Raw genomic sequence first — 18,950 nt, 5'->3', positions numbered from 1 at the left:
CTCCGCAGCCGCGCCGTACGTCGTTCAGAGGATTAATGCTGAACGCGTTCCAGCACTACGTCGCGCTGGGCGGGATTGCCGTTGGTCAACACTTCATTGACCTCCGTTGAGGTATAAAGCAGCTTACCGTCTACGGAAATCGTCGCGAACAGAGAAACTCTCTGCGCCCCTGTTACCTGCTCTGGCTTATAGGGAAGAGAGAAGTTAAACGGCACCTGCTTCCCTTTAGCGGGGAAGGTAACCGTAGAAATAACCTTTGCCGGCGCATCTGCAAGGGAAATATCGACAAGCGAAACGGTTACGTTCGCATCCGCCGGCAGCGCCATGCGTTCGCGATAGGCGACAGAGCCGGAAACCTGCGGATCCTGACTATTGGACGTCTGGTCTCCCGCGCTACAGCCCACCAGGGCTACGGCCAATGCCGCACCGCTTAACACCTTTAAAAAATGCATATCAATCTCCTTGTTACATCAGGTTACAGCCTTAACTATAGCGTAAAAAACGTAAAATTTCAGTTAACCCGTCTAAACTAACGTCAGAAAATGATTTTTTTATTCAATTAGGCAGGCTAAACCATCATTAAACACTGAAGCGTTGGTTTTAAATCCACGATAGCATTCCCTGACGAAGATAAATCGCGCTAGACTTAACGTCTGGATTGTTATACTAAAAATCGACGCGATTTAGCATTACACGGGATTAGGCCTCAATGAGTGACGTTTTACAGAATCTACTGACACTGCTGCATTTGGAAAAAATAGGCGAAACGCGGTTTCGCGGTCGGAGCCAGAATCTTGGCCTAAAGCAGCTGTTTGGCGGTCAGGTTATCGGGCAGGCCCTCTCCGCCGCCAAGCAGACCATTCCGCCCGACAGGCGCACTCACTCCTGCCACTGCTATTTTCTGCGCCCCGGCGACGGCAATCAGCCCGTTGACTACGAGGTTGAAATCATTCGCGACGGCAACAGCTTCAGTACCCGCCGAGTAAGCGCCTATCAAAATGAGCAAAACCTGTTTTATATGACGGCCTCTTTTCAAAGCAGCGAGTCTGGCTTTGACCATCAGGCTTTCCCTATGCCAGACGTACCGACGCCGGAATCGCTTATTTCCGAGACGGAAATCGCCAGGAAGATGGCCCACCTGCTGCCGGGGGGGCTTAATAGCCCGTTCTGCCAGGAGATGCCGATTGAAATCCGGCCGGTGAAGTTTTACCCGCTGCACAAAGCGGAAATCGACAAGCCGGTCAGATACGCGTGGTTTAAGGCTAACGGCGCGATGCCGGATGACCCGGGCGTTCATAAATACCTGTTGGGCTACGCCTCCGACTTTCACTTTCTGCTAACCGCGCTTCAACCTCACGGCGCGGCGCTGTTCCAGCCGGGTATGCAAGTAGCCACTATCGATCACTCTATCTGGTTCCACCGTCCGTTCCGCTTTGACGACTGGCTGCTTTACGCCGTCGACAGCCCCTCGGCCAGCGGCGCGCGCGGCTTTGTTCGCGGGCAGTTCTTTACTCGTCAGGGCCTGCTGGTCGCCTCTACCGCGCAGGAAGGGGTAATCCGCCTCCATCAGGAAGACGAATTCGAGTAAATCCTCCCGCATTGCGTTAAATATAAAAATGACCCCGGGCAAGACGCTCGGGGCCATGGGGAAAGTCCGAAATACGTTACGGGTTGTAAGCGCTTTCTCCGTGGCTGTTGATGTCCAGCCCCTCCCGTTCCGTCTCTTCCGAAACCCGCAGCCCCAAACAGATGTCGGCCACCTTATAGGCTACGAGAGCCACGATGCCCGACCACAGCAGGCACACCACCACGCTTGCCGCCTGCACGCCAACCTGTTTAAGCATCGTCACGCCCTCGGCATAGCCCGTTCCGCCCAGCGCCGCCGACGTCAGAATGCCCGTACCGATGCAGCCAACGATCCCGCAGACGCCGTGTACGCCGAAGACGTCACAGGTGTCGTCGGCCTTAAGCCAGGACTTAAGCACCACGACGCCCCAAAGTCCGGCAATTCCGGCTACGACACCCAGCACCAGCGCGCCGCCGATGCCGACGGACCCGGCAGCGGGAGTGATAGCCACCAGCCCTGCAATGCAGCCCGAGCAGGCGCCCAGAAGTGAGGGCTTACCGCGCAAAGCCCACTCGGCCCCGAGCCAGCCCAGCACGGCGCCCGCCGTCGCAATCACGGTGTTGATAAAGGCCAAAGCGGCGATTTCGTTAGCGCTGCTAGCGGAGCCGGCGTTAAAGCCGAACCAGCCGATGTAGAGGATGGCCGTGCCGACAAACACCATCGGCAGGCTGTGCGGCTTAAACGCCTCGCGGCCGATACCCTTGCGTTTACCCAGCATGTAAGCGCCTACCAGCGCCGCAATAGCTGCGTTGATGTGCACCACCGTGCCGCCCGCAAAGTCAATGGCCCCTAATTTAAACAGGTAGCCGCCGCCCCACACCATGTGCGCCATCGGTACGTAAGCCAGCGTGAACCAAATCAGGACAAAAAGCAGCACCGCCGAAAATCGGATCCGCTCGGCGAATCCCCCGACGATGAGCCCCACGGTGATACAGGCAAATGAGCCCTGAAACGCCACGTGAATAAGCTTATAAAAGGTTCCGGTGACGTCAGTAAGCTGAACGTCCTTAAGCATCACGCCGCTCAGGTTGCCAATAATGTCGTTGCCTTCGCCAAAGGCCAGGCTATAGCCGTAAACCACCCACAAAACGCTGACTAAAGAGAAGGTCGCAATGACCTGGGTCAGCAAAGAAAGTACGTTTTTCGCCCGCAGCAGGCCGCCGTAAAACAGCGCAATGCCGGGAATGCTCATAAACAGCACCATTGCGGTGCTTATCATCATAAAGGCGTTATCCGCCTTATCTGCTGCGGTCTGCGCCGCCGCAACGCCGGGCAGCAGAATCAAGAGGCCGACCGCAGTACGGGATAAATATCGTTTCATTGCCTTCTCCCCTTCCAAAATGATGCTGACGGACCGATATCACAACGCGCCTTCGTCCGTTTCGCCGGTGCGAATGCGTACTACCCGCTGTAGTTCGGTTACAAAAATTTTTCCATCGCCGATCTTGCCCGTATAGGCTGCTTCAGTAATGGCGGCGATGGCGTTATCCACCTGCTCGTCCGTCATCGCAATATCAATCTTTACTTTTGGTAGAAAGTTGACGCTGTACTCCGCGCCGCGGTAAAGCTCCGCATGGCCTTTCTGACGGCCGAATCCCTTAACTTCAGTGACGGTTAACCCTTGAATGCCGATAGACGATAGCGCCTCCCTGACGTCCTCCAGCTTGAAGGGTTTTATAATGACGGTTACCAGTTTCATCGCTCTCTCCCCCTAAATTAAGAAACCACCTCCCGACGGAATCTCGCCCGTCATAAGAAGATGAGCAATTTGCGTGCCAGCATGGGAGAGCGCTAACGTTGGCAAAGACAGAAAGGAGAATGCCGAACATATAACAAATTGATAACTTTTGTGTTTATTAATCAAACAATCACGGAGGGGAACGTTTTATTTTTTGAATGACCGCGGTAAGGCAAGAACAATGCGCCAACGGCGTGCGTTGTTTTTCGTGCAGGCACCGAAACGGTGCACGTAAAAAACCCGGCGACAGAGGCCGGGTTTTGTTCAGGACGCTAGAAACGCATAGGGCTTAGACGCCCATTCGCGAACTACTTCGCGGCGGGCTGCTGTGCTTCCTGCTGGGCAGGTTTTTGAGCTTCGGCTTTTTTCTTGGCGTGTTTTTTATGCTGCTTGGTTTTATCTGCCGTCTTGTGCTGGGCCGCTTGCTGGCCTTCAGCGGCCGGAGCGGTGGCGGTTTCCGCAGCGAAGACGGAACTGGACAGAACGAACAGTGAAGCAACGGCTAACGGTAACAGCTTTTTCATGGATTTATCCTCAAGGGAATATGTTTTGTTTGCGACGCGGGATTTCTCCCGCGCTAACGTCTGATTTAGCGCCACATACGTTTTCGTTAAATCTGAAATAGAGAATAGCGCTCGGACTGTCAGAGAGGGTCAAAATAAAGTAATTTCGATGTAAATAATTTGTAAGATAAAGACTGCGTTTATTGAGGAATAAAAAATAATAAAATTCAATGAATAACGAAATCATTTACGTCGTAGCGGTACTTAAAAACGATCGTTGGCATAACCTGACGTGCCTCTGCCTTTAGTTATTATTTGAAAATAAAAGAAAAAGCGTTGCTCATAAAACACTCAAATTGTAACAACGATTATACTTTGTCGATAATTTATTTTTTAACTTGTATAGAAAAGGCATTGAAAACGTGCAGTTATCTCGTTCTCTCACGCCGTAAAGGCCGGCTCATCCAGCGCCGTTGCCGCCAGCTGCAGCTGGTGCATTTGATAATAACGTCCCTTATTTTCCAACAGCTGGGCGTGAGTACCGGATTCAACCACTTCACCGCGATTTAGCACCACGATGCTGTCGGCGTCGACGATGGTAGAAAGCCTGTGGGCAATAACGACCAGCGTCGTGCGATGCCTAATCGCGTTCAGCGCACGATGAATGGCCCGCTCGGTCCCCGAGTCGATATTGGCCGTCGCTTCATCCAAGATCAGCACCTGCGGCGTTTTTATCAGCACTCTGGCCAAAGCCAGCAGCTGCTTTTGGCCTACGGAAAGATTGTTGCCCTGCTCGCCTAATACCGTATTGAGCCCCTGAGGCAGCTTTCTCACTAAATCGCCCAGCTGCGCCAGTTCCAATACCTCCCACACGCGAGACTCGCTGACCTCCCGCCCCAGCGCTACGTTGGCGTAAACCGTATCGGCCAGCACGATCGGGTCCTGCTGCACCATCGCCACACCGTCGCGAAGCGTGCGGTGGCTCAGGCTCGCAAGCGGTCTGCCGTCAAGCTTAATCATCCCCTCGTATATAGGGTAATATCCCATCAGCAGGTGGGCCAGCGTGCTTTTTCCGCTGCCGGTATGCCCTACCAGCGCCACAAAGTGGCGAGAAGGAATAGACAGGTTAACGTCTTTAAGCACTGGCTTTTCCGCATTATAGGCAAAGTTCAGGCCACAAACGGCAATTTCGCCGGAGGACAGCGGCCTGTCGTCATCACCATAACGCTGCCGTTCGCCGTCCATCAGCTCAAAGATGCGCTCGCCGGCCACCACGGCCTGCTGCAACATGGCCTGCTGAGAGGCCAGCTCAATTAGCGGCTCATTCAGACGAGAAAGGTAGTTGATAAAGGCATAAAGCACGCCGACGCCAATGCTGCCCTCTGGGCTTAGCCCAAACGTCAACAGCAGCCCGCTCAATATGGTCGCAGATATCAGGCTCAGCAGCGGGCGCAACAACAGGCTCTCAAGCCTGAGCGATTTCAGGCGCATGCGATAGTGAGCCTGATTAACCTCTTCCAGCCGTTCACCAAAGCGCTTTTGCTGCCCAAACTGCTGCAACACCGTCATTCCGCTAATGGCTTCGTTAAAACCGTTGTTGATGTCGGCCAGCAGGCTTCTTACCTGACGGATAACCGGCGTGCTGAAGCGCTGGTAAAGGAGCATCAAAACTAGAACTACGGGGAAAATAATCATGGCGATAAGCGCCATCCGCCAGCTCAGGCTAAACATCGCAATCAGCATCGCGCTTATCAACGCCGCGCTGCGAAGAAGCGTGGCGACTACCGTCACGTAGAGATCTTTAATCACTTCCGTATCATTGGTCACGCGGGAAATAAGCTGCCCGACCGGCTGAGTGTCAAACACCGAAAGCGGCTGTTTTAATGCAGCGGCCATTACGTCGCTGCGAACGCTTTGCACCACGCCTACCGCTGCGCGGTTAAACAACAGGGCCTGATTGTAGCGTAGGGTTGCAGCCAGAACCTGTAACAGCAAAAACGCCGCCGCTAGCAAAGCGACCTTGTCCATCGGCATCTGGTTTTTTGCCACCATATCGTCGATAAAGTAGCTAATCAGCGCCGGGCCGCATACCTCTGCGCCAGCGGCCAGCCACAGCAGCAGCGCCGCCAGCGACAGAGGGCGCTTATAGGGCAAACCGTAGGAAAGCAGGCGTTTTAACGTCGGCCATATATGGCGAAACGGCGGGCGCGGCGTTGGCGCTACGTTACTCATCCAGCGCGGCCTCCAGCTGCTGATAGCGATACATGTTGCGATACCAGCCCTCTTGCTCGATAAGCTCTGCGTGAGTTCCCCGCTGCGCAACGGCGCCGTCCTGTAAAACGAGAATTTCTCCGGCATTCACCAGCCCGGACAGGCGATGGGCGCTGATGATAAGCGTTCGCTCCTGCCCCCACTGGCGCAAGTTTTGCAGAATCTGATATTCCGTACGCCCGTCCACGGCGGACAGCGCGTCGTCCAGGATCAGTATTTCGCTGTCGATTAACAGGGCGCGGGCGATGGCAATACGCTGCTTCTGCCCGCCGGACAGCATCACGCCCCGTTCTCCAACCTCGGTTTCATAGCCTTGAGGGAAATTGAGTATGTCTTCATGCACGCAGGCTAACGCAGCGGCGTGCTCAATCTCTTCCTGAGTCGCATCCGGCCTGCCGAGCGCAATGTTTTCCGCGACGCTTGCAGAAAACAGAAACGGCGTCTGGCTGACAATGGACAGCCTGGCCTGCCACTGTGCAAGCTTGACCTGATTCAGAGGTATATCGTGAAAAACAATTTCGCCGTCGGTAACGTCAAACTGCCGCTGGATGAGGGCCAACAGCGTACTTTTTCCGGAGCCGATCGGGCCGCATAGGCCGAGCGTTTTTCCAGGCTCCAACCGCACCCTGACGTCTTCCAGCGCGATGCGCTCCGAGCCGGAATAAGAAAAGCGGCGTACGTCCAACGCCAGCGTTCCCCGGCCGTTTGGCAGAGACCGCTCTCCGTCGCTCACGCCCGGAGGCTCCTGCAGCAGTGCGGCGACCCGGCCATAAGCGGCACTGCCGCGTTCAACGATGTTAAACATCCACGCCAGCGCCAGCATCGGCCAAATCATCAGCCCCAGATACATCATAAAGCTGGTTAGCTGACCGAGCGTCATATGGTTATGAATGACCATCCAGCTGCCGCCGCCGACCGCCAGCATGTTGGCGCAGGCCACAGCCAGATAAATAGTAGGGTCGAAACGGGCGTCAATTCGCGCAACCCGCATATTCTTTTGCCCGGCGTCGGCCGCCACGTCGGCAAACGCGCTGGACTGATACTCTTCCAGCCCGAAGGCCTTAATCATGCGAATGCTGGTCAGGCTTTCCTGCGTCTTATCGTTAAGGGAAGAAAACGCCGCCTGAGCCGCGCGAAAGCGCTGGTGTAGCTCCTCACCGTAGCGCTTGATAAATATCGCCATAATCGGCATCGGCAGCAGGGAGAACAGCGTCAGCTGCCAGCTGATCTGGCTGCTCATCACCACCAGCACTGCGCATCCCATCACCAGCGAATCAACCAGCGTCAGTACGCCCTCTCCGGCCGCAAACACCACTCTGTCGACGTCGTTCGTCGCGCGGGCGATCAGGTCTCCGGTGCGATGGCGAAGGTAAAAATCGGGATACTGGCGGCTAAGCTGCTGGTAAAGCTGCCGCCTAAGCCTGACGGCCAGCAGATAAGAAGCGCCGAATAGCAAGATACGCCACACGTAGCGCAGCAGATAAATGACTATCGCCGTGAAAATAATCGCGCCAACCCACATCAGCAGCGTACCAACGCCCATTTCCCGATGCGTTATGCCGTCAACGACGATGCCTACCAGCCTTGGCGGCAGCAATTGAAGCATGGCTATCAGCGTCAGCAGCGCTACGGCGCCAACATAGCGTTTCCATTCCTGAACGAAGAACCAACGCAATTGGGAAAACAGTTTCACGGTATTTGTTGTATTCGCTGTATTTATTTGCTGGACGATACTGATGGCCTAGGCCATTGGATAGAATTTTCAGACTAGTAAAGCCGGCAAGGATACCACTTTTATCACATCTAAATGAAACAATTTCTCATTTAGACTCATCCATCGGCAGGCAGGTAGTAAACTTAATCTCTTCCATAGCGAAGCTTGACGTCACGTCGCTTAGCCCGCTAACGCTGTTAACCAGACGCTTATAGAAGCGATCGTAGCTCTTCATGTCGGCTATCTGCACGCGCATCAGGTAGTCGTACTCGCCGGCCATGCGGTAAAACGCCATGACTTCCGGCATATCGCTGACCCGATCAACGAAGGTTTGGTACCACTCGCTGCTGTGGTGCTGGGTCTTTATCAAAACAAACGCCGTCAGCCCAACGCCCAGCTTCTCGGCATCCAACAGGGCGACTCGATGACGGATAAAACCTTCGTCTTCCAGGCGCTTTAACCGCTTCCAGCAGGGCGTTGAGGTCAGATTCACCTTATCGGCCAACGCCTGAAGAGACAGCGTGCAGTCTCGTTGCAGCATCTCCAGCAGCTTTCTATCAATTTTATCTAGCATTTCGGCACCAAAGAGAAAAAATTTCTCTCATTTAGCGACATCGAAGGATAAATAGCAATAACATTTTCCCCCGATCTGGCTACGCTATCTACAGGCTCTCTCACCGCCTGAAACTTAATATAGTATAGGGGAAAAGTATGACGCGCTCATGGGTCAAACAGGCCATCAGTGAAATCGAAGCGGACTTCCAGCGCTCGGCGGATACGCACCTTATTCGCCTCTGCCTGCCGCAGTTTCCCGGCATCAATATCTATCTTAAGGATGAAAGCACTCATCCGACGGGCAGCCTGAAGCACCGCCTGGCGCGTTCTTTGTTTTTATACGGTTTGTCCAACGGATGGATTAAGCAAGGCACGACGATTATTGAAGCGTCGTCGGGCAGCACCGCCGTGTCTGAAGCCTACTTTGCCCGCCTGCTCGGTTTACCTTTTATAGCCGTCATGCCCGCCAGCACCGCCAGAAAGAAAATCGAACTCATCGAGTTTTACGGCGGCCGCTGCCACTTTGTGAAGCACCCGTCGGAAATCTATCCTGCGTCAGAAGAGCTGGCCCGGTCCCTCAACGGCCATTATATGGATCAGTTCACCTATGCCGAGCGTGCAACCGACTGGCGCGGCAACAATAACATTGCCGACAGCATTTTCCGTCAAATGCAAAAAGAGCCTCATGCAACCCCGGACTATATAGTGATGAGCGCAGGAACCGGCGGCACCTCGGCCACCCTCGGTCGATACATCCGCTATCAGGGGCACGACACTAAACTGGTGGTGGTCGATCCGGAAAACTCCGTGTTTTATCGTTACTACCAAACCGGCGATCGTGCGCCGGGAGAAGCCTGTAGCCGGATTGAAGGCATTGGTCGCCCGCGCGTAGAGCCGTCGTTTATTCCAGAGGTCATTGATGAAATGCTCCACGTGCCGGACGCCGCCAGCATCGCGACCGTTCTCTGGCTTGAAAAAATCCTTGGCCGTAAAACCGGCGCCTCCACCGGCACCAACGTCTGGGGCGCGCTACAGATGGCAAAGCGAATGAAAGAGCGCGGTGAACAGGGCTCTATCGTCACCCTGCTTTGCGACAGCGGCGAGCGCTATCTGGACACTTACTACAGCCCGGAATGGGTACGGCAACACATCGGCGACCTGAGCGAGTTTCAGCGGCAGCTGGAATCTATGTAGTTAATATCAAAGAAATTAAAAAGAAAAACGCCGCAGCTGCGGCGTTTCATATTTAAGACTCAAGCGGTTCTTTCTTCTTCACCGGCTTTACCTTCCCCTTTGGCCGAATGGTCAACGACGCCCCCATCGAAGCAACGATAATAGCCAAAAGCCCGGACCACTGAAGGAGAGACAGGGTTTCATTGAGGAATATCAGCCCCGACAGCGCCCCCATGGCGGGCTCCAGACTGGTCAACGTACCAAACGTTTGGGCCGGCAGGCGGGTGAGCGCAACCATCTCCAGAGAATAAGGCAGCGCCGTAGACAGAATGGCCACGCCAATCGCGGCGGGAAGAATCGACAAAGAGAACAGATCGCTGCCGGCGTGCATGACACCGATAGGAAGCGCGATGACCGTAGCAACCATTGCGCCAAAGGCGACAGAGCGCGTACCGTAGTTCTCTCCGGCCCTCTGGCCGAAAATAATGTACAGCGCCCAGAAGACGCCGGCGCCCAACGCATAGCCAGCGCCGACCGGATCTACGCCGTCGACGGAATCCCGCAGGGGCAGCAGCAGCGCCAAGCCCGCAATCACCAGCGCAATCCAGAGGAAGTCAACGACTCGGCGAGATGAAAACATTGCTACGCTCAGCGGGCCGATAAACTCCAGCGCAACGGCAATTCCCAGAGGTACGGTCTGCAGCGCCATATAAAACAGCAGGTTCATTCCCCCCAGAGAAAGCCCATAGGCCACCAGCCAGCCGCGCGCACCGGGAGCGGGCGTGCGGGTCGCGCTTTTACGCCACGGCCGTAAAAACACCATCAGGATTATCGTTCCCAGGCACAGGCGCAGCGCCGTCATTCCCTGCGCGCCGATAATGGGGAAAAGCGTTTTAGCAAGAGATGCTCCGCTTTGAATAGAGAGCATAGCGATAAGCAATAGCAGCACCGGTACTAACACCGGCGATTTTTTCATCTTCAGGGACATAGATACACTCAGCCGCCGCTGCGCTATCCGTGCTCGGCGGGCCTAATAAATAAGAAACAGGCCGTATGATACCCGATTAAAGGAACGGGTTTTACCCCAGAAGAGAAAAATACCGGCGAACGTCGCCGGTATCGGAAAGTTGATGCAGCCTAGCGGTTGGAGTTTACAAGCACCTCTTCACCAAATATTCCCGCTTTTGGCAAAGGACTGTTCGTTCCATTATCAGGACGCAGCACTCGGATCCCTCTGGCGCCGGCTTCTCTTGCACCTGTAATATCGCCATTGGAGTCGCCATAGTAGACCTTAATTTTTTTCTCCTTCATGGCGGGAACTTTTAAATTCACCCCTTCTTTTTCGCCGACGAAGATAACCTTATTCATTTTATCTGCGGGTATATTAAAGTCTTCTTGCAGAACTTGCGTTACGATTTCATTCTTGGTTTGCGGGCGCGCGGTAATAAAATAAATAGCGTCACCTCGTTCTAAATGCATGGAGATTAAAGCTCGACCCGATTCTTTTGGAATACTGAACTTATCCCATTCGCCGTTCATCTTTTCCCAAAACTCCATATTATTTAGAAATTCCGATGAATGAGGAGAAAACTGCTGCTGGCCTCGAAAGAAACCCGGCGAAGAAAACAAAACCGTGTCGTCGATATCAAAGCCAACCGCCATAGCAGGCTTGCCTTCCAGGCTCATTTTAATTTGCTCGACGGAAACCCAATGGACCGGCGCCTGATAAGATATCTGCGCTATATCTACTCCCGGATATAGCGCCGTATCCGGCTGGCTTAAAGCAAAAACGTTCAAACTGCATGCTAACGATATAGCACCAACGACTAAGGTTAATTTACGCATCATGAAGGCCCTTTATAAAATAAATAGAAAAGGAAATAACAAAATGATACTAATACCCGTCAATGCTAACATAGCGGTAGCGATAAAATAGGGCCTACTTCAAACATCCTCTCTTTTATAAAAATAAAAAATGAGCCTAACATCCTATAAATCAGGCTAGAGAAAGCGATATTTCCGCGCTATTCTCTGTCGCCATTTAATATTGAAAAAAATAAAGCAACCTTTTGATAAAAACTCATGTTCTAAACGGGAAATTTTATCGAAGTTATTCAGCTAGAACCGAGACGGCAGTCGGAAGGCTCGCTCTCACCAAATAAAAAGCCCCAACCAAAGAGGTCGGGGCCCGTATAACGTTCTAAACGCTTTTACATATGATTAGCGATACTTACGCATAACCAGCGTCGCGTTAGTGCCGCCGAAGCCGAAGCTGTTGGACATCACGGTGGTCAACTCTTGGCGAATCATCTTGGTTATGATGTTCATCCCCTGAGCTTCGGGATCCAACTTTTCAATGTTGATGCTCGGCGCGATAAAGCCGTGTTCCAACATCAGAAGAGAGTAGATTGCTTCATGAACGCCCGCTGCGCCCAGCGCGTGGCCGGTCATCGCTTTGGTGGAAGAAATCGCCGGGGTCTTGTCGCCAAACACTTCGCGAATAGCGCCCAGCTCCTTCACGTCGCCAACCGGCGTTGAGGTGCCGTGAACGTTCAGGTAGTCGATAGGCGTATCAACGCCCTGCATCGCCATCTTCATGCAGCGAACAGCGCCCTCGCCGGACGGAGCAACCATGTCGGCGCCGTCAGACGTTGCGCCGTAGCCGACGATTTCAGCATAGATATGAGCGCCGCGCGCCAGCGCGTGCTCCAGTTCTTCAACGACAACCATGCCGCCGCCGCCGGAAATAACGAAGCCGTCGCGGTCTTCGTCATAGGTACGGGACGCTTTTTCCGGCGTCTCGTTATATTTGGTGGACAGCGCGCCCATGGCGTCAAACTCACAGGCCAGCTCCCAGCACATCTCTTCGCCGCCGCCGGCAAAAACAACGTCCTGCTTGCCGAGCTGAATCAGCTCAACGGCGTGGCCGATACAGTGAGCTGACGTTGCACAGGCTGAGCTGATGGAGTAGTTAACGCCGCGGATCTTGAAAGGCGTCGCGAGACAGGCGGAAACCCCTGAGGCCATCGCCTTGGTCACCATATAAGGCCCCACGCCGCGGATGCCGCGCGAACGCATGCCGTCAGCGCCGGCGACCTGGCTGCGCGGAGAACCGCCGCCGGAGCCGACCACCAGGCCAGTACGCTCGTTAGACACCTGATCGTCCGCCAGGCCGGAATCTTTAATTGCTTCCTGCATAGAAAGGTAGGCATAAATGGAAGCATCGCTCATGAAGCGAACGATCTTCCGGTCAATTAAGCCTGCCGCATCCAGTTTAACATTACCCCAGACGTGGCTACGCATGCCTGCGTCTTGCAGTTCCTGAGCATGGGTAATACCGGAACGCCCTAGCTCCAGAGATGCCAGAACTTCCTCTTTATTATTACCGATACTAGATATAACACCTAAACCGGTGATAACTGCACGTTTCATCAATGACCTCTTTCTACTTTTTATCATATAACGGAGTTTGGCTAACAGATTAGCTTACAGATGTAAGCTGAACAAGTCCGATCAGCAAAATGATCCGATTAATTGTGTTAATTTCTGTGTAAGTCAGTCATCATTAAACGCTCGTCAGTACTTGAAAAACGGTCTTTTAACGTGAACGCTCCCCCTATAAAACACGCATCTCTTGAATGGAATGAACAGGGTACACCTGTATCCCGAGCGTTTGACGACGTCTACTTTTCCAATCAGGATGGCCCCGAGGAAACCCACTACGTTTTCTTAACCGGCAACGGCCTGCCTGAACGTTTTGCCAAACATAGCGCACGGCGCTTTACTGTCGCAGAAACCGGCTTTGGCACCGGGCTAAACTTTCTTACGCTGTGGCAGGCCTTTCGACAGTTTCGCGATACGAATCCGGACGCACCGCTCGCCGCATTGCACTTTATCAGCTTTGAAAAGTTCCCCTTAAGCCTGAGGGATTTAGAAGAGGTACACCGCGCCTGGCCGCAGTACTTCGAACTTTGTAAAGAGCTACAGCGCGCCTGGCCCCCTGCTCTGCCCGGCTGCCATCGCCTGCTGTTAGACGACGAACGAGTGACGCTCGACCTTTGGTTCGGCGACGTTAACGAAGTTTTGCCGACGCTGGGCGACGGCGTACAGGAACAGGTCGACGCCTGGTTTCTCGACGGCTTTGCGCCCTCAAAAAATCCACAAATGTGGACGCCGCTGCTGTTTGACAGCATGGCGCGCATGGCCGCGCCGTCGGGCACTTTCGCTACCTTTACCGCAGCCGGCTTCGTACGCCGCGGGTTACAGCAGGCGGGATTTGACGTTTCCCGCATCAAAGGATTTGGCCAAAAGCGGGAAATGCTGGTCGGCGTTCGCCGCAGCGAATTGCCGGTTCCTCTGCGCGACGAGCGCCCCTGGTACCGGACACCCAAGGCTGAAGGCTCTGACGACGTCGCCATTATCGGAGGCGGCATCGCTTCCGCTATGGCCGCCCTGGCGCTGCTGCGTCGTGGAGCGCTAGTCACGCTCTACTGCGCGGATGACGAGCCCGCTCAGAACGCTTCCGGCAACGCTCAGGGGGCGCTATATCCGCTGCTGGCTAAACAGGCCAGCGCGTTAAGCGACGTTTTTACTCACGCTTTTATCTTCGCCCGGCGGCGCTACGATGCGCTTTTACTTCAGGGCATTGACTTCGAACACCAGTGGTGCGGCGTAACCCAGCTCGGCTATGACGAAAAAAGCAGGCAAAAGGTCGCTAACATGCTGGCTTCGGCTCCGCTTTCTGAGCTTGCCCGCGCGGTGACCCAGGAAGAGGCGGAAGCCCTGTGCGGGCTGCCAACGGGCTGCGGCGGCATTCACTATCCGCAGGGCGGGTGGCTGTCGCCCCGCAGGCTGACTCAACGGGCAATCGAAGAGGCGCAAAAAAGAGGAATGAGCGCCCATTATCAACGCCGCCTAACGTCATTAACCCAGTCCGGCGACGGCTGGAAGCTCAGGTTTGAAAACGGCGACGTCGTGCGCCACAAAACGGTCATCCTGGCCAACGGCCACCGCCTGCCCGATTTTAACCAAACCTCCTCGCTTGCGCTCACTCCGGTTCGCGGCCAGGTCAGCCAGATCCCCACCTCAAGCGAACTTCGCCGCCTTCAGCAGGTTATCTGCTATGACGGCTACATGACGCCGGTCGACGCAGAGGGACAATTTCACTGCATCGGCGCCAGCTATGGGCGCGATGAGCAAAACACGGACTACCGCGAAGAGGAGCAGCAGGAAAACCGCCAGCGCCTGATCCGCTGCCTGCCGAATGTCGAATGGCCCACGCGCGTTGACGTGAGCGCCGGGCTTGCCCGCTGCGGCGTACGAAGCGCAGTGCGCGATCACCTGCCGATGGTCGGCGCCGTGCCCGATACGGAGCGCCTCCTGAACGATTACCAAAATCTGCATGAAAAAATCAGGCGTAAAGAAGACGTTGATGCGGCTCCCGTATGGCGAGGGCTCTACATGTTGGGAGGGCTTGGCTCGCGCGGGCTTTGCTCCGCACCGCTGATGGCCGAGACGCTGGCCAGCCAGATTTTCGGCGAACCGCTGCCGCTGTCGGCGGATCTCGCCTCGGCGCTAAATCCTAACCGACTGTGGGTGCGTAAGCTGCTAAAAGGGACGGCAATATCAGGGTAGCCGCGTGGAATAAACGACAACGGCCCGCGAGGGCCGTTAATTGAAGAACGTCAGGCAACGCGCGCCTTCAAGGCGTTCCACGTTTCAAACACCAGCGCCCTGTCCGGTGGAGACAGTTCTCCTGCCGCAATGGCGCCGTCCAGGCTCTGCTCAATCAGTTCAGAATATGCTTCAAGCGAATCCTCACCCTGCGCTTCCGCCTGCGCAGCGGCCAGAGTGACGTGGCCGCGCAAATAGCCGCCGGCAAACAGTTCATCGTCGCTGGCGTGCTCAACGTTTTCATCAATCAGCGCCAGAATGCGCTGCTCGAACTGTGAAATCATGCAGTACCTCAAGTCAACAGGCTATTATTGCCACCCCGCCGGGTATTCCGGATAGGGGAAGTCGTCCGCCGTCAGCGGCTTCGTGTTATAAAACGCCCGCAGCGCGTCAATAAAGCGGGCCGCGCGTTCGGGAATATTGCCATTAGCCAAATAATCTACCACCTGAGCCTGAACCTTGCGCGCGAAGGCGACGCGGTCAGGATCGAAGTTGCCGTCTAGATTGTCGCTGCTGACGTTAAACGGGTAGCCTGACGCGACGCAAAACAGCCAGTCCAGCGCCTGCGGCTTAATTTCAACGACTTCAAACTCGGCCTGCTTTTCGGCGCTGCGGCCGTCCGGGCAGTACCAATAGCCGTAGTCCACCAGCTTGCGCCGCTCTTCCCCCGCGATACACCAGTGGGAGATTTCATGAAACGCGCTGGCGTAAAAGCCGTGGGCGAATATGATGCGGTGATAGGGAGAATTCTCGTCCGCCGGCAGATAAATCGGCTCGTCGCCGTCGTTTACCAACTCGGTTTGGTACTGTGCTTTAAACGTCCTGTCGAACAGCTCGACGAGATCCTGAGGATTATGCTTCAACGTCACGGTGATTTACGTCCATTTTGTTATTATTTCAATGCGGGTTAACTAAAAAATTGACTCAGCCAACGCTGAATTTCAGCGCCGTGGCTGTCGTAAATAAGCTTAACGCTCATCACGAACGACACGGCGATAAGCATGGGTCGAATCAGCTTCTGCCCCTTGCTCAACACCATCTTGGCGCCGGTGCGGGCCCCGATGACCTGGCCGCACAGCATGACCAGCCCTATGCTCCAGATAACCTTGCCGCCAAGAATAAAAAACAGCAGCGAAGCCAGGTTGGAAGTGAAGTTCAGCACCTTGGCGTGCGCCGTCGCTCGCGTCAGAGTAAAACCCAACAGAGTGACATAGGCCAGTGCGAAAAACGACCCCGAACCGGGGCCGAAAAAGCCGTCATAGAAGCCGACGCAAAAGCCGGCGATAAAGGCAAACGGCCATGTGGTCAGGCGCTGCCTGCGTTCAAACTCACCCACTTTAGGGCAAAACAGAAAATAGAGGCCGATAGCGATCACCAGTATCGGCAACACGGCCCGCAAAATATCAGCCTGGATATGCTGAATCAAAATGGCGCCAATCATGGCGCCAATAAAGGTTAACAGGATAGTCCAACGCTGCCCCTTTAGGTCCACCGCCCTTTGGCGAATGAAATAGAGACTGGCGGAAAACGATCCGCCGATAGACTGCAGCTTATTGGTTGCCAGCGCCTGCGCGGGAGGAAGCCCCACCGACAGCAGCGCCGGCAGGCCAATAAGCCCTCCGCCGCCCGCAATAGAGTCGACAAACCCTGCAATCATCGCAACGAAAAACAGGATAACGTAAACCTCTGCGCCGAGCGGAAACCACTCCATAACCTATTTTGCCTTAAAGCTGTTCACAATTAACGCCTTACAGGAAGCGGGCGGCTCGGGGATAACCGGCGGCTTCGGCTTCGCGTTAGGCAGCTTGGCCGGCGCCTCCAGCCAGCTGGTCAACTCTGCGCCACAGCCGTCCCCTGCGGGTACCGGCGCCTGCTCTTCGCACTCCCGGCTATCGGCCGGGCAGCGCAGGCGAACGTGCATATGGGCGCGATGGCCAAACCACGGACGCACCTTTCTAAGCCAGGTGCGATCGGTGCCGGCCGTCTGGCACAGCTTCTGCTTGATGGCCGGATGTACGAAGAGGCGCGTAACCTCTCTGTCGCTGGCGGCAAGCTTGATAAGCTCGCCCACCTGCGGCGACCACAGGCTTTCAATTACGCTCTTGCCGTCGCCGGAAACCAGATCTATCGCTCTGGGGCTTTTCAACTGCGCATTGCTCCAGCGCTCCGTCGGAAGCTGAAGCCAAATATCAACGTCCAACCCGCTCTGATGGCTGGCATGGCCAGTAGCAAAACGGCCGCCGGCGGGCATGCCCATATCGCCAATCAGCACCACGCCCAGCCCCTGCGCCAGAGACTTCTGCGTCAGGCGATCGATAAAGTTCAACAGGTCAGGGTGACCAAAGTAGCGACGCTTGTCGGTACGCATAACCTGATAGCCGTCGCCCTTAAGCGGCAGAGGCTGCGCGCCAATAATACAGCCGTTAGAAAAGCCGCCGATCGCCTGAGGGGCGCCGGGAACCGGCTCTTTCACCTTTTGCCACGGCGTGGCGGCCGTTGCAGAAAAAGCGCTTGCCGCCAGTATTACGGCGGCCCAAAACCCATATTTCATTATATCTGTCCTTATGACTTGTCTTTCTGCTGTCCTTAACTACCAGCGAGGAATATCCGTCGTCACGTCCGCACACTGGGCGCGGTGGCGCAAAAAGTGATCCATCAACACGATGGCCGCCATGGCTTCGGCAATCGGCACCGCGCGAATGCCGACGCAGGGGTCATGGCGCCCGCGAGTCACCATTTCTACGGCTTCGCCCTGCATATTGATGGTGCGACCGGGAACCATGATGCTCGACGTCGGCTTAAGGGCGATGCGAGCGGCGATTTGCTGGCCGCTGCTGATGCCGCCCAGAATACCGCCGGCATGGTTGCTCAAAAAGCCCTGCGGGGTCATCTCGTCGCGGTGCTCGCTGCCTCGCTGGCCGATAACGCCGAAACCGTCGCCGATTTCAACGCCCTTCACCGCGTTGATGCTCATCAGCGCATGGGCTAGATCGGCATCCAGACGGTCAAAAACCGGTTCGCCCAGCCCGACGGGTATGCCGTCGGCGATGACCGTTACGCTGGCGCCGATGGAGTCCCCCGCTTTTTTCAGCTCGCGCATCAGCTCGTCCAGCGCCTCAATTTTACCGACGTCCGGGCAAAAAAACGGGTTTTGCTCTACCTGCTCCCAGTCTTTCAGCTCGCACTGAACGTGCCCCATCTGCGACAGATAGCCGCGAATGCGAACGCCCAGAGTTTCCTGCAGGTATTTCTTGGCAATCGCCCCCGCCGCTACGCGCATGGCGGTCTCCCGCGCTGAAGAGCGACCGCCGCCGCGATAGTCGCGAACGCCGTACTTTTGCTGGTAAGTGTAGTCCGCATGCCCAGGGCGGAACAGGTCCTTAATGGCGCCGTAGTCCTGAGAACGCTGATCGGTATTTTCAATCAGCAGCCCGATGCTGGTGCCGGTGGTAACGCCCTCAAACACGCCGGAAAGAATGCGTACGCTGTCGGGCTCTCGGCGCTGGGTCGTATAGCGAGACGTCCCCGGCCTGCGGCGATCCAGATCGTGCTGCAGGTCGGCCTCGGTTAACGCCAGCCCCGGCGGCACGCCGTCGACGATACAGCCAAGGGCCGCGCCGTGAGACTCGCCGAACGTCGTCACGCGAAAGAGTTGTCCAATACTGTTTCCGGCCATGGTAGTTCCTCAGGCGTTGT

Annotated in this window: 18 protein-coding genes; 3 read left to right on the top strand and 15 right to left on the bottom strand. The window is 55.4% G+C overall.

Annotated features, from left to right (window positions below; genetic code table 11):
- Positions 1-32: 32 nt before the first annotated feature.
- Positions 33-452 carry a YbaY family lipoprotein gene (locus V8L73_RS06385; RefSeq protein ID WP_261831476.1) on the bottom strand — a complete coding sequence of 140 codons (420 nt, stop codon included), beginning with the start codon at positions 450-452 and terminating at the stop codon, positions 33-35.
- 257 nt (positions 453-709) lie between these two features.
- Here V8L73_RS06385 and tesB point away from each other — a divergent pair, with 257 nt between their 5' ends.
- Positions 710-1,588, top strand: coding sequence for an acyl-CoA thioesterase II (tesB, locus tag V8L73_RS06380; protein ID WP_027275213.1), 879 nt, complete (start codon positions 710-712; stop codon positions 1,586-1,588).
- 76 nt (positions 1,589-1,664) lie between these two features.
- On the opposite strand, the gene amtB is transcribed toward tesB, so the two are convergent.
- The 6 genes from amtB to V8L73_RS06350 form a co-directional block, all read right to left on the bottom strand.
- On the bottom strand, positions 1,665-2,948 hold the full coding sequence (amtB, locus tag V8L73_RS06375; RefSeq protein WP_027275212.1) for an ammonium transporter AmtB: 1,284 nt from the start codon (positions 2,946-2,948) through the stop codon (positions 1,665-1,667).
- A gap of 39 nt (positions 2,949-2,987) precedes the next feature.
- Positions 2,988-3,326 carry a P-II family nitrogen regulator gene (gene glnK, locus V8L73_RS06370; protein WP_027275211.1) on the bottom strand — a complete coding sequence of 113 codons (339 nt, stop codon included), beginning with the start codon at positions 3,324-3,326 and terminating at the stop codon, positions 2,988-2,990.
- A gap of 347 nt (positions 3,327-3,673) precedes the next feature.
- Positions 3,674-3,889 (bottom strand): hypothetical protein, encoded by a 216-nt coding sequence (locus tag V8L73_RS06365; protein ID WP_027275210.1) that lies wholly within the window; start codon positions 3,887-3,889, stop codon positions 3,674-3,676.
- Between the two features lie 420 nt (positions 3,890-4,309).
- Positions 4,310-6,100, bottom strand: a complete 1,791-nt coding sequence (locus tag V8L73_RS06360; RefSeq protein ID WP_347254415.1) for a SmdB family multidrug efflux ABC transporter permease/ATP-binding protein — start codon at positions 6,098-6,100, stop codon at positions 4,310-4,312.
- Positions 6,093-7,832, bottom strand: a complete 1,740-nt coding sequence (locus V8L73_RS06355; RefSeq protein WP_347254414.1) for a SmdA family multidrug ABC transporter permease/ATP-binding protein — start codon at positions 7,830-7,832, stop codon at positions 6,093-6,095. The genes V8L73_RS06360 and V8L73_RS06355 overlap by 8 nt, the downstream gene beginning before the upstream one ends.
- A gap of 127 nt (positions 7,833-7,959) precedes the next feature.
- The gene (locus V8L73_RS06350) at positions 7,960-8,427 is read right to left on the bottom strand and encodes an Lrp/AsnC family transcriptional regulator (RefSeq protein WP_027275207.1); all 468 of its coding nucleotides are present in this window, start codon (positions 8,425-8,427) and stop codon (positions 7,960-7,962) included.
- A gap of 137 nt (positions 8,428-8,564) precedes the next feature.
- Here V8L73_RS06350 and V8L73_RS06345 point away from each other — a divergent pair, with 137 nt between their 5' ends.
- Positions 8,565-9,602: a PLP-dependent cysteine synthase family protein gene (locus V8L73_RS06345; protein WP_261831473.1), complete on the top strand. Its 1,038-nt coding sequence runs from the start codon at positions 8,565-8,567 to the stop codon at positions 9,600-9,602.
- A 52-nt stretch (positions 9,603-9,654) separates the two neighbouring features.
- On the opposite strand, the gene rhtA is transcribed toward V8L73_RS06345, so the two are convergent.
- The 3 genes from rhtA to fabB form a co-directional block, all read right to left on the bottom strand.
- Positions 9,655-10,569, bottom strand: a complete 915-nt coding sequence (rhtA, locus tag V8L73_RS06340) for a threonine/homoserine exporter RhtA (RefSeq protein WP_261831472.1) — start codon at positions 10,567-10,569, stop codon at positions 9,655-9,657.
- A gap of 149 nt (positions 10,570-10,718) precedes the next feature.
- The gene (aphA, locus tag V8L73_RS06335) at positions 10,719-11,426 is read right to left on the bottom strand and encodes an acid phosphatase AphA (RefSeq protein ID WP_347254798.1); all 708 of its coding nucleotides are present in this window, start codon (positions 11,424-11,426) and stop codon (positions 10,719-10,721) included.
- 375 nt (positions 11,427-11,801) lie between these two features.
- Positions 11,802-13,013, bottom strand: coding sequence for a beta-ketoacyl-ACP synthase I (fabB, locus tag V8L73_RS06330; protein WP_347254413.1), 1,212 nt, complete (start codon positions 13,011-13,013; stop codon positions 11,802-11,804).
- Positions 13,014-13,184: 171 nt separating this feature from the next.
- Here fabB and mnmC point away from each other — a divergent pair, with 171 nt between their 5' ends.
- Complete coding sequence (mnmC, locus tag V8L73_RS06325) at positions 13,185-15,215, top strand: bifunctional tRNA (5-methylaminomethyl-2-thiouridine)(34)-methyltransferase MnmD/FAD-dependent 5-carboxymethylaminomethyl-2-thiouridine(34) oxidoreductase MnmC (protein WP_347254412.1); 2,031 nt, start codon at positions 13,185-13,187, stop codon at positions 15,213-15,215.
- Positions 15,216-15,265: 50 nt separating this feature from the next.
- Here the strand turns inward: mnmC and V8L73_RS06320 are convergent, their stop codons facing one another.
- The 5 genes from V8L73_RS06320 to aroC are packed head-to-tail and all read right to left on the bottom strand — an operon-like array spanning position 15,266 to position 18,930.
- Positions 15,266-15,538 carry a YfcL family protein gene (locus V8L73_RS06320; protein WP_347254411.1) on the bottom strand — a complete coding sequence of 91 codons (273 nt, stop codon included), beginning with the start codon at positions 15,536-15,538 and terminating at the stop codon, positions 15,266-15,268.
- Positions 15,539-15,562: 24 nt separating this feature from the next.
- Entirely contained in the window at positions 15,563-16,117 is a 555-nt protein-coding gene (locus tag V8L73_RS06315; protein WP_422655622.1) for an elongation factor P hydroxylase, read from the bottom strand.
- Positions 16,118-16,161: 44 nt separating this feature from the next.
- Positions 16,162-16,965, bottom strand: coding sequence for a TSUP family transporter (locus tag V8L73_RS06310; RefSeq protein WP_027275199.1), 804 nt, complete (start codon positions 16,963-16,965; stop codon positions 16,162-16,164).
- A 3-nt stretch (positions 16,966-16,968) separates the two neighbouring features.
- Positions 16,969-17,805, bottom strand: a complete 837-nt coding sequence (gene mepA / locus V8L73_RS06305) for a penicillin-insensitive murein endopeptidase (RefSeq protein WP_347254409.1) — start codon at positions 17,803-17,805, stop codon at positions 16,969-16,971.
- A gap of 39 nt (positions 17,806-17,844) precedes the next feature.
- Positions 17,845-18,930, bottom strand: a complete 1,086-nt coding sequence (aroC, locus tag V8L73_RS06300) for a chorismate synthase (protein ID WP_347254408.1) — start codon at positions 18,928-18,930, stop codon at positions 17,845-17,847.
- Positions 18,931-18,950: the final 20 nt, after the last annotated feature.

Source organism: Leminorella grimontii (genome assembly GCF_039789245.1).
GTDB lineage: Bacteria > Pseudomonadota > Gammaproteobacteria > Enterobacterales > Enterobacteriaceae > Leminorella > Leminorella grimontii.
This window is presented reverse-complemented; position numbering and strand designations above follow the sequence as displayed.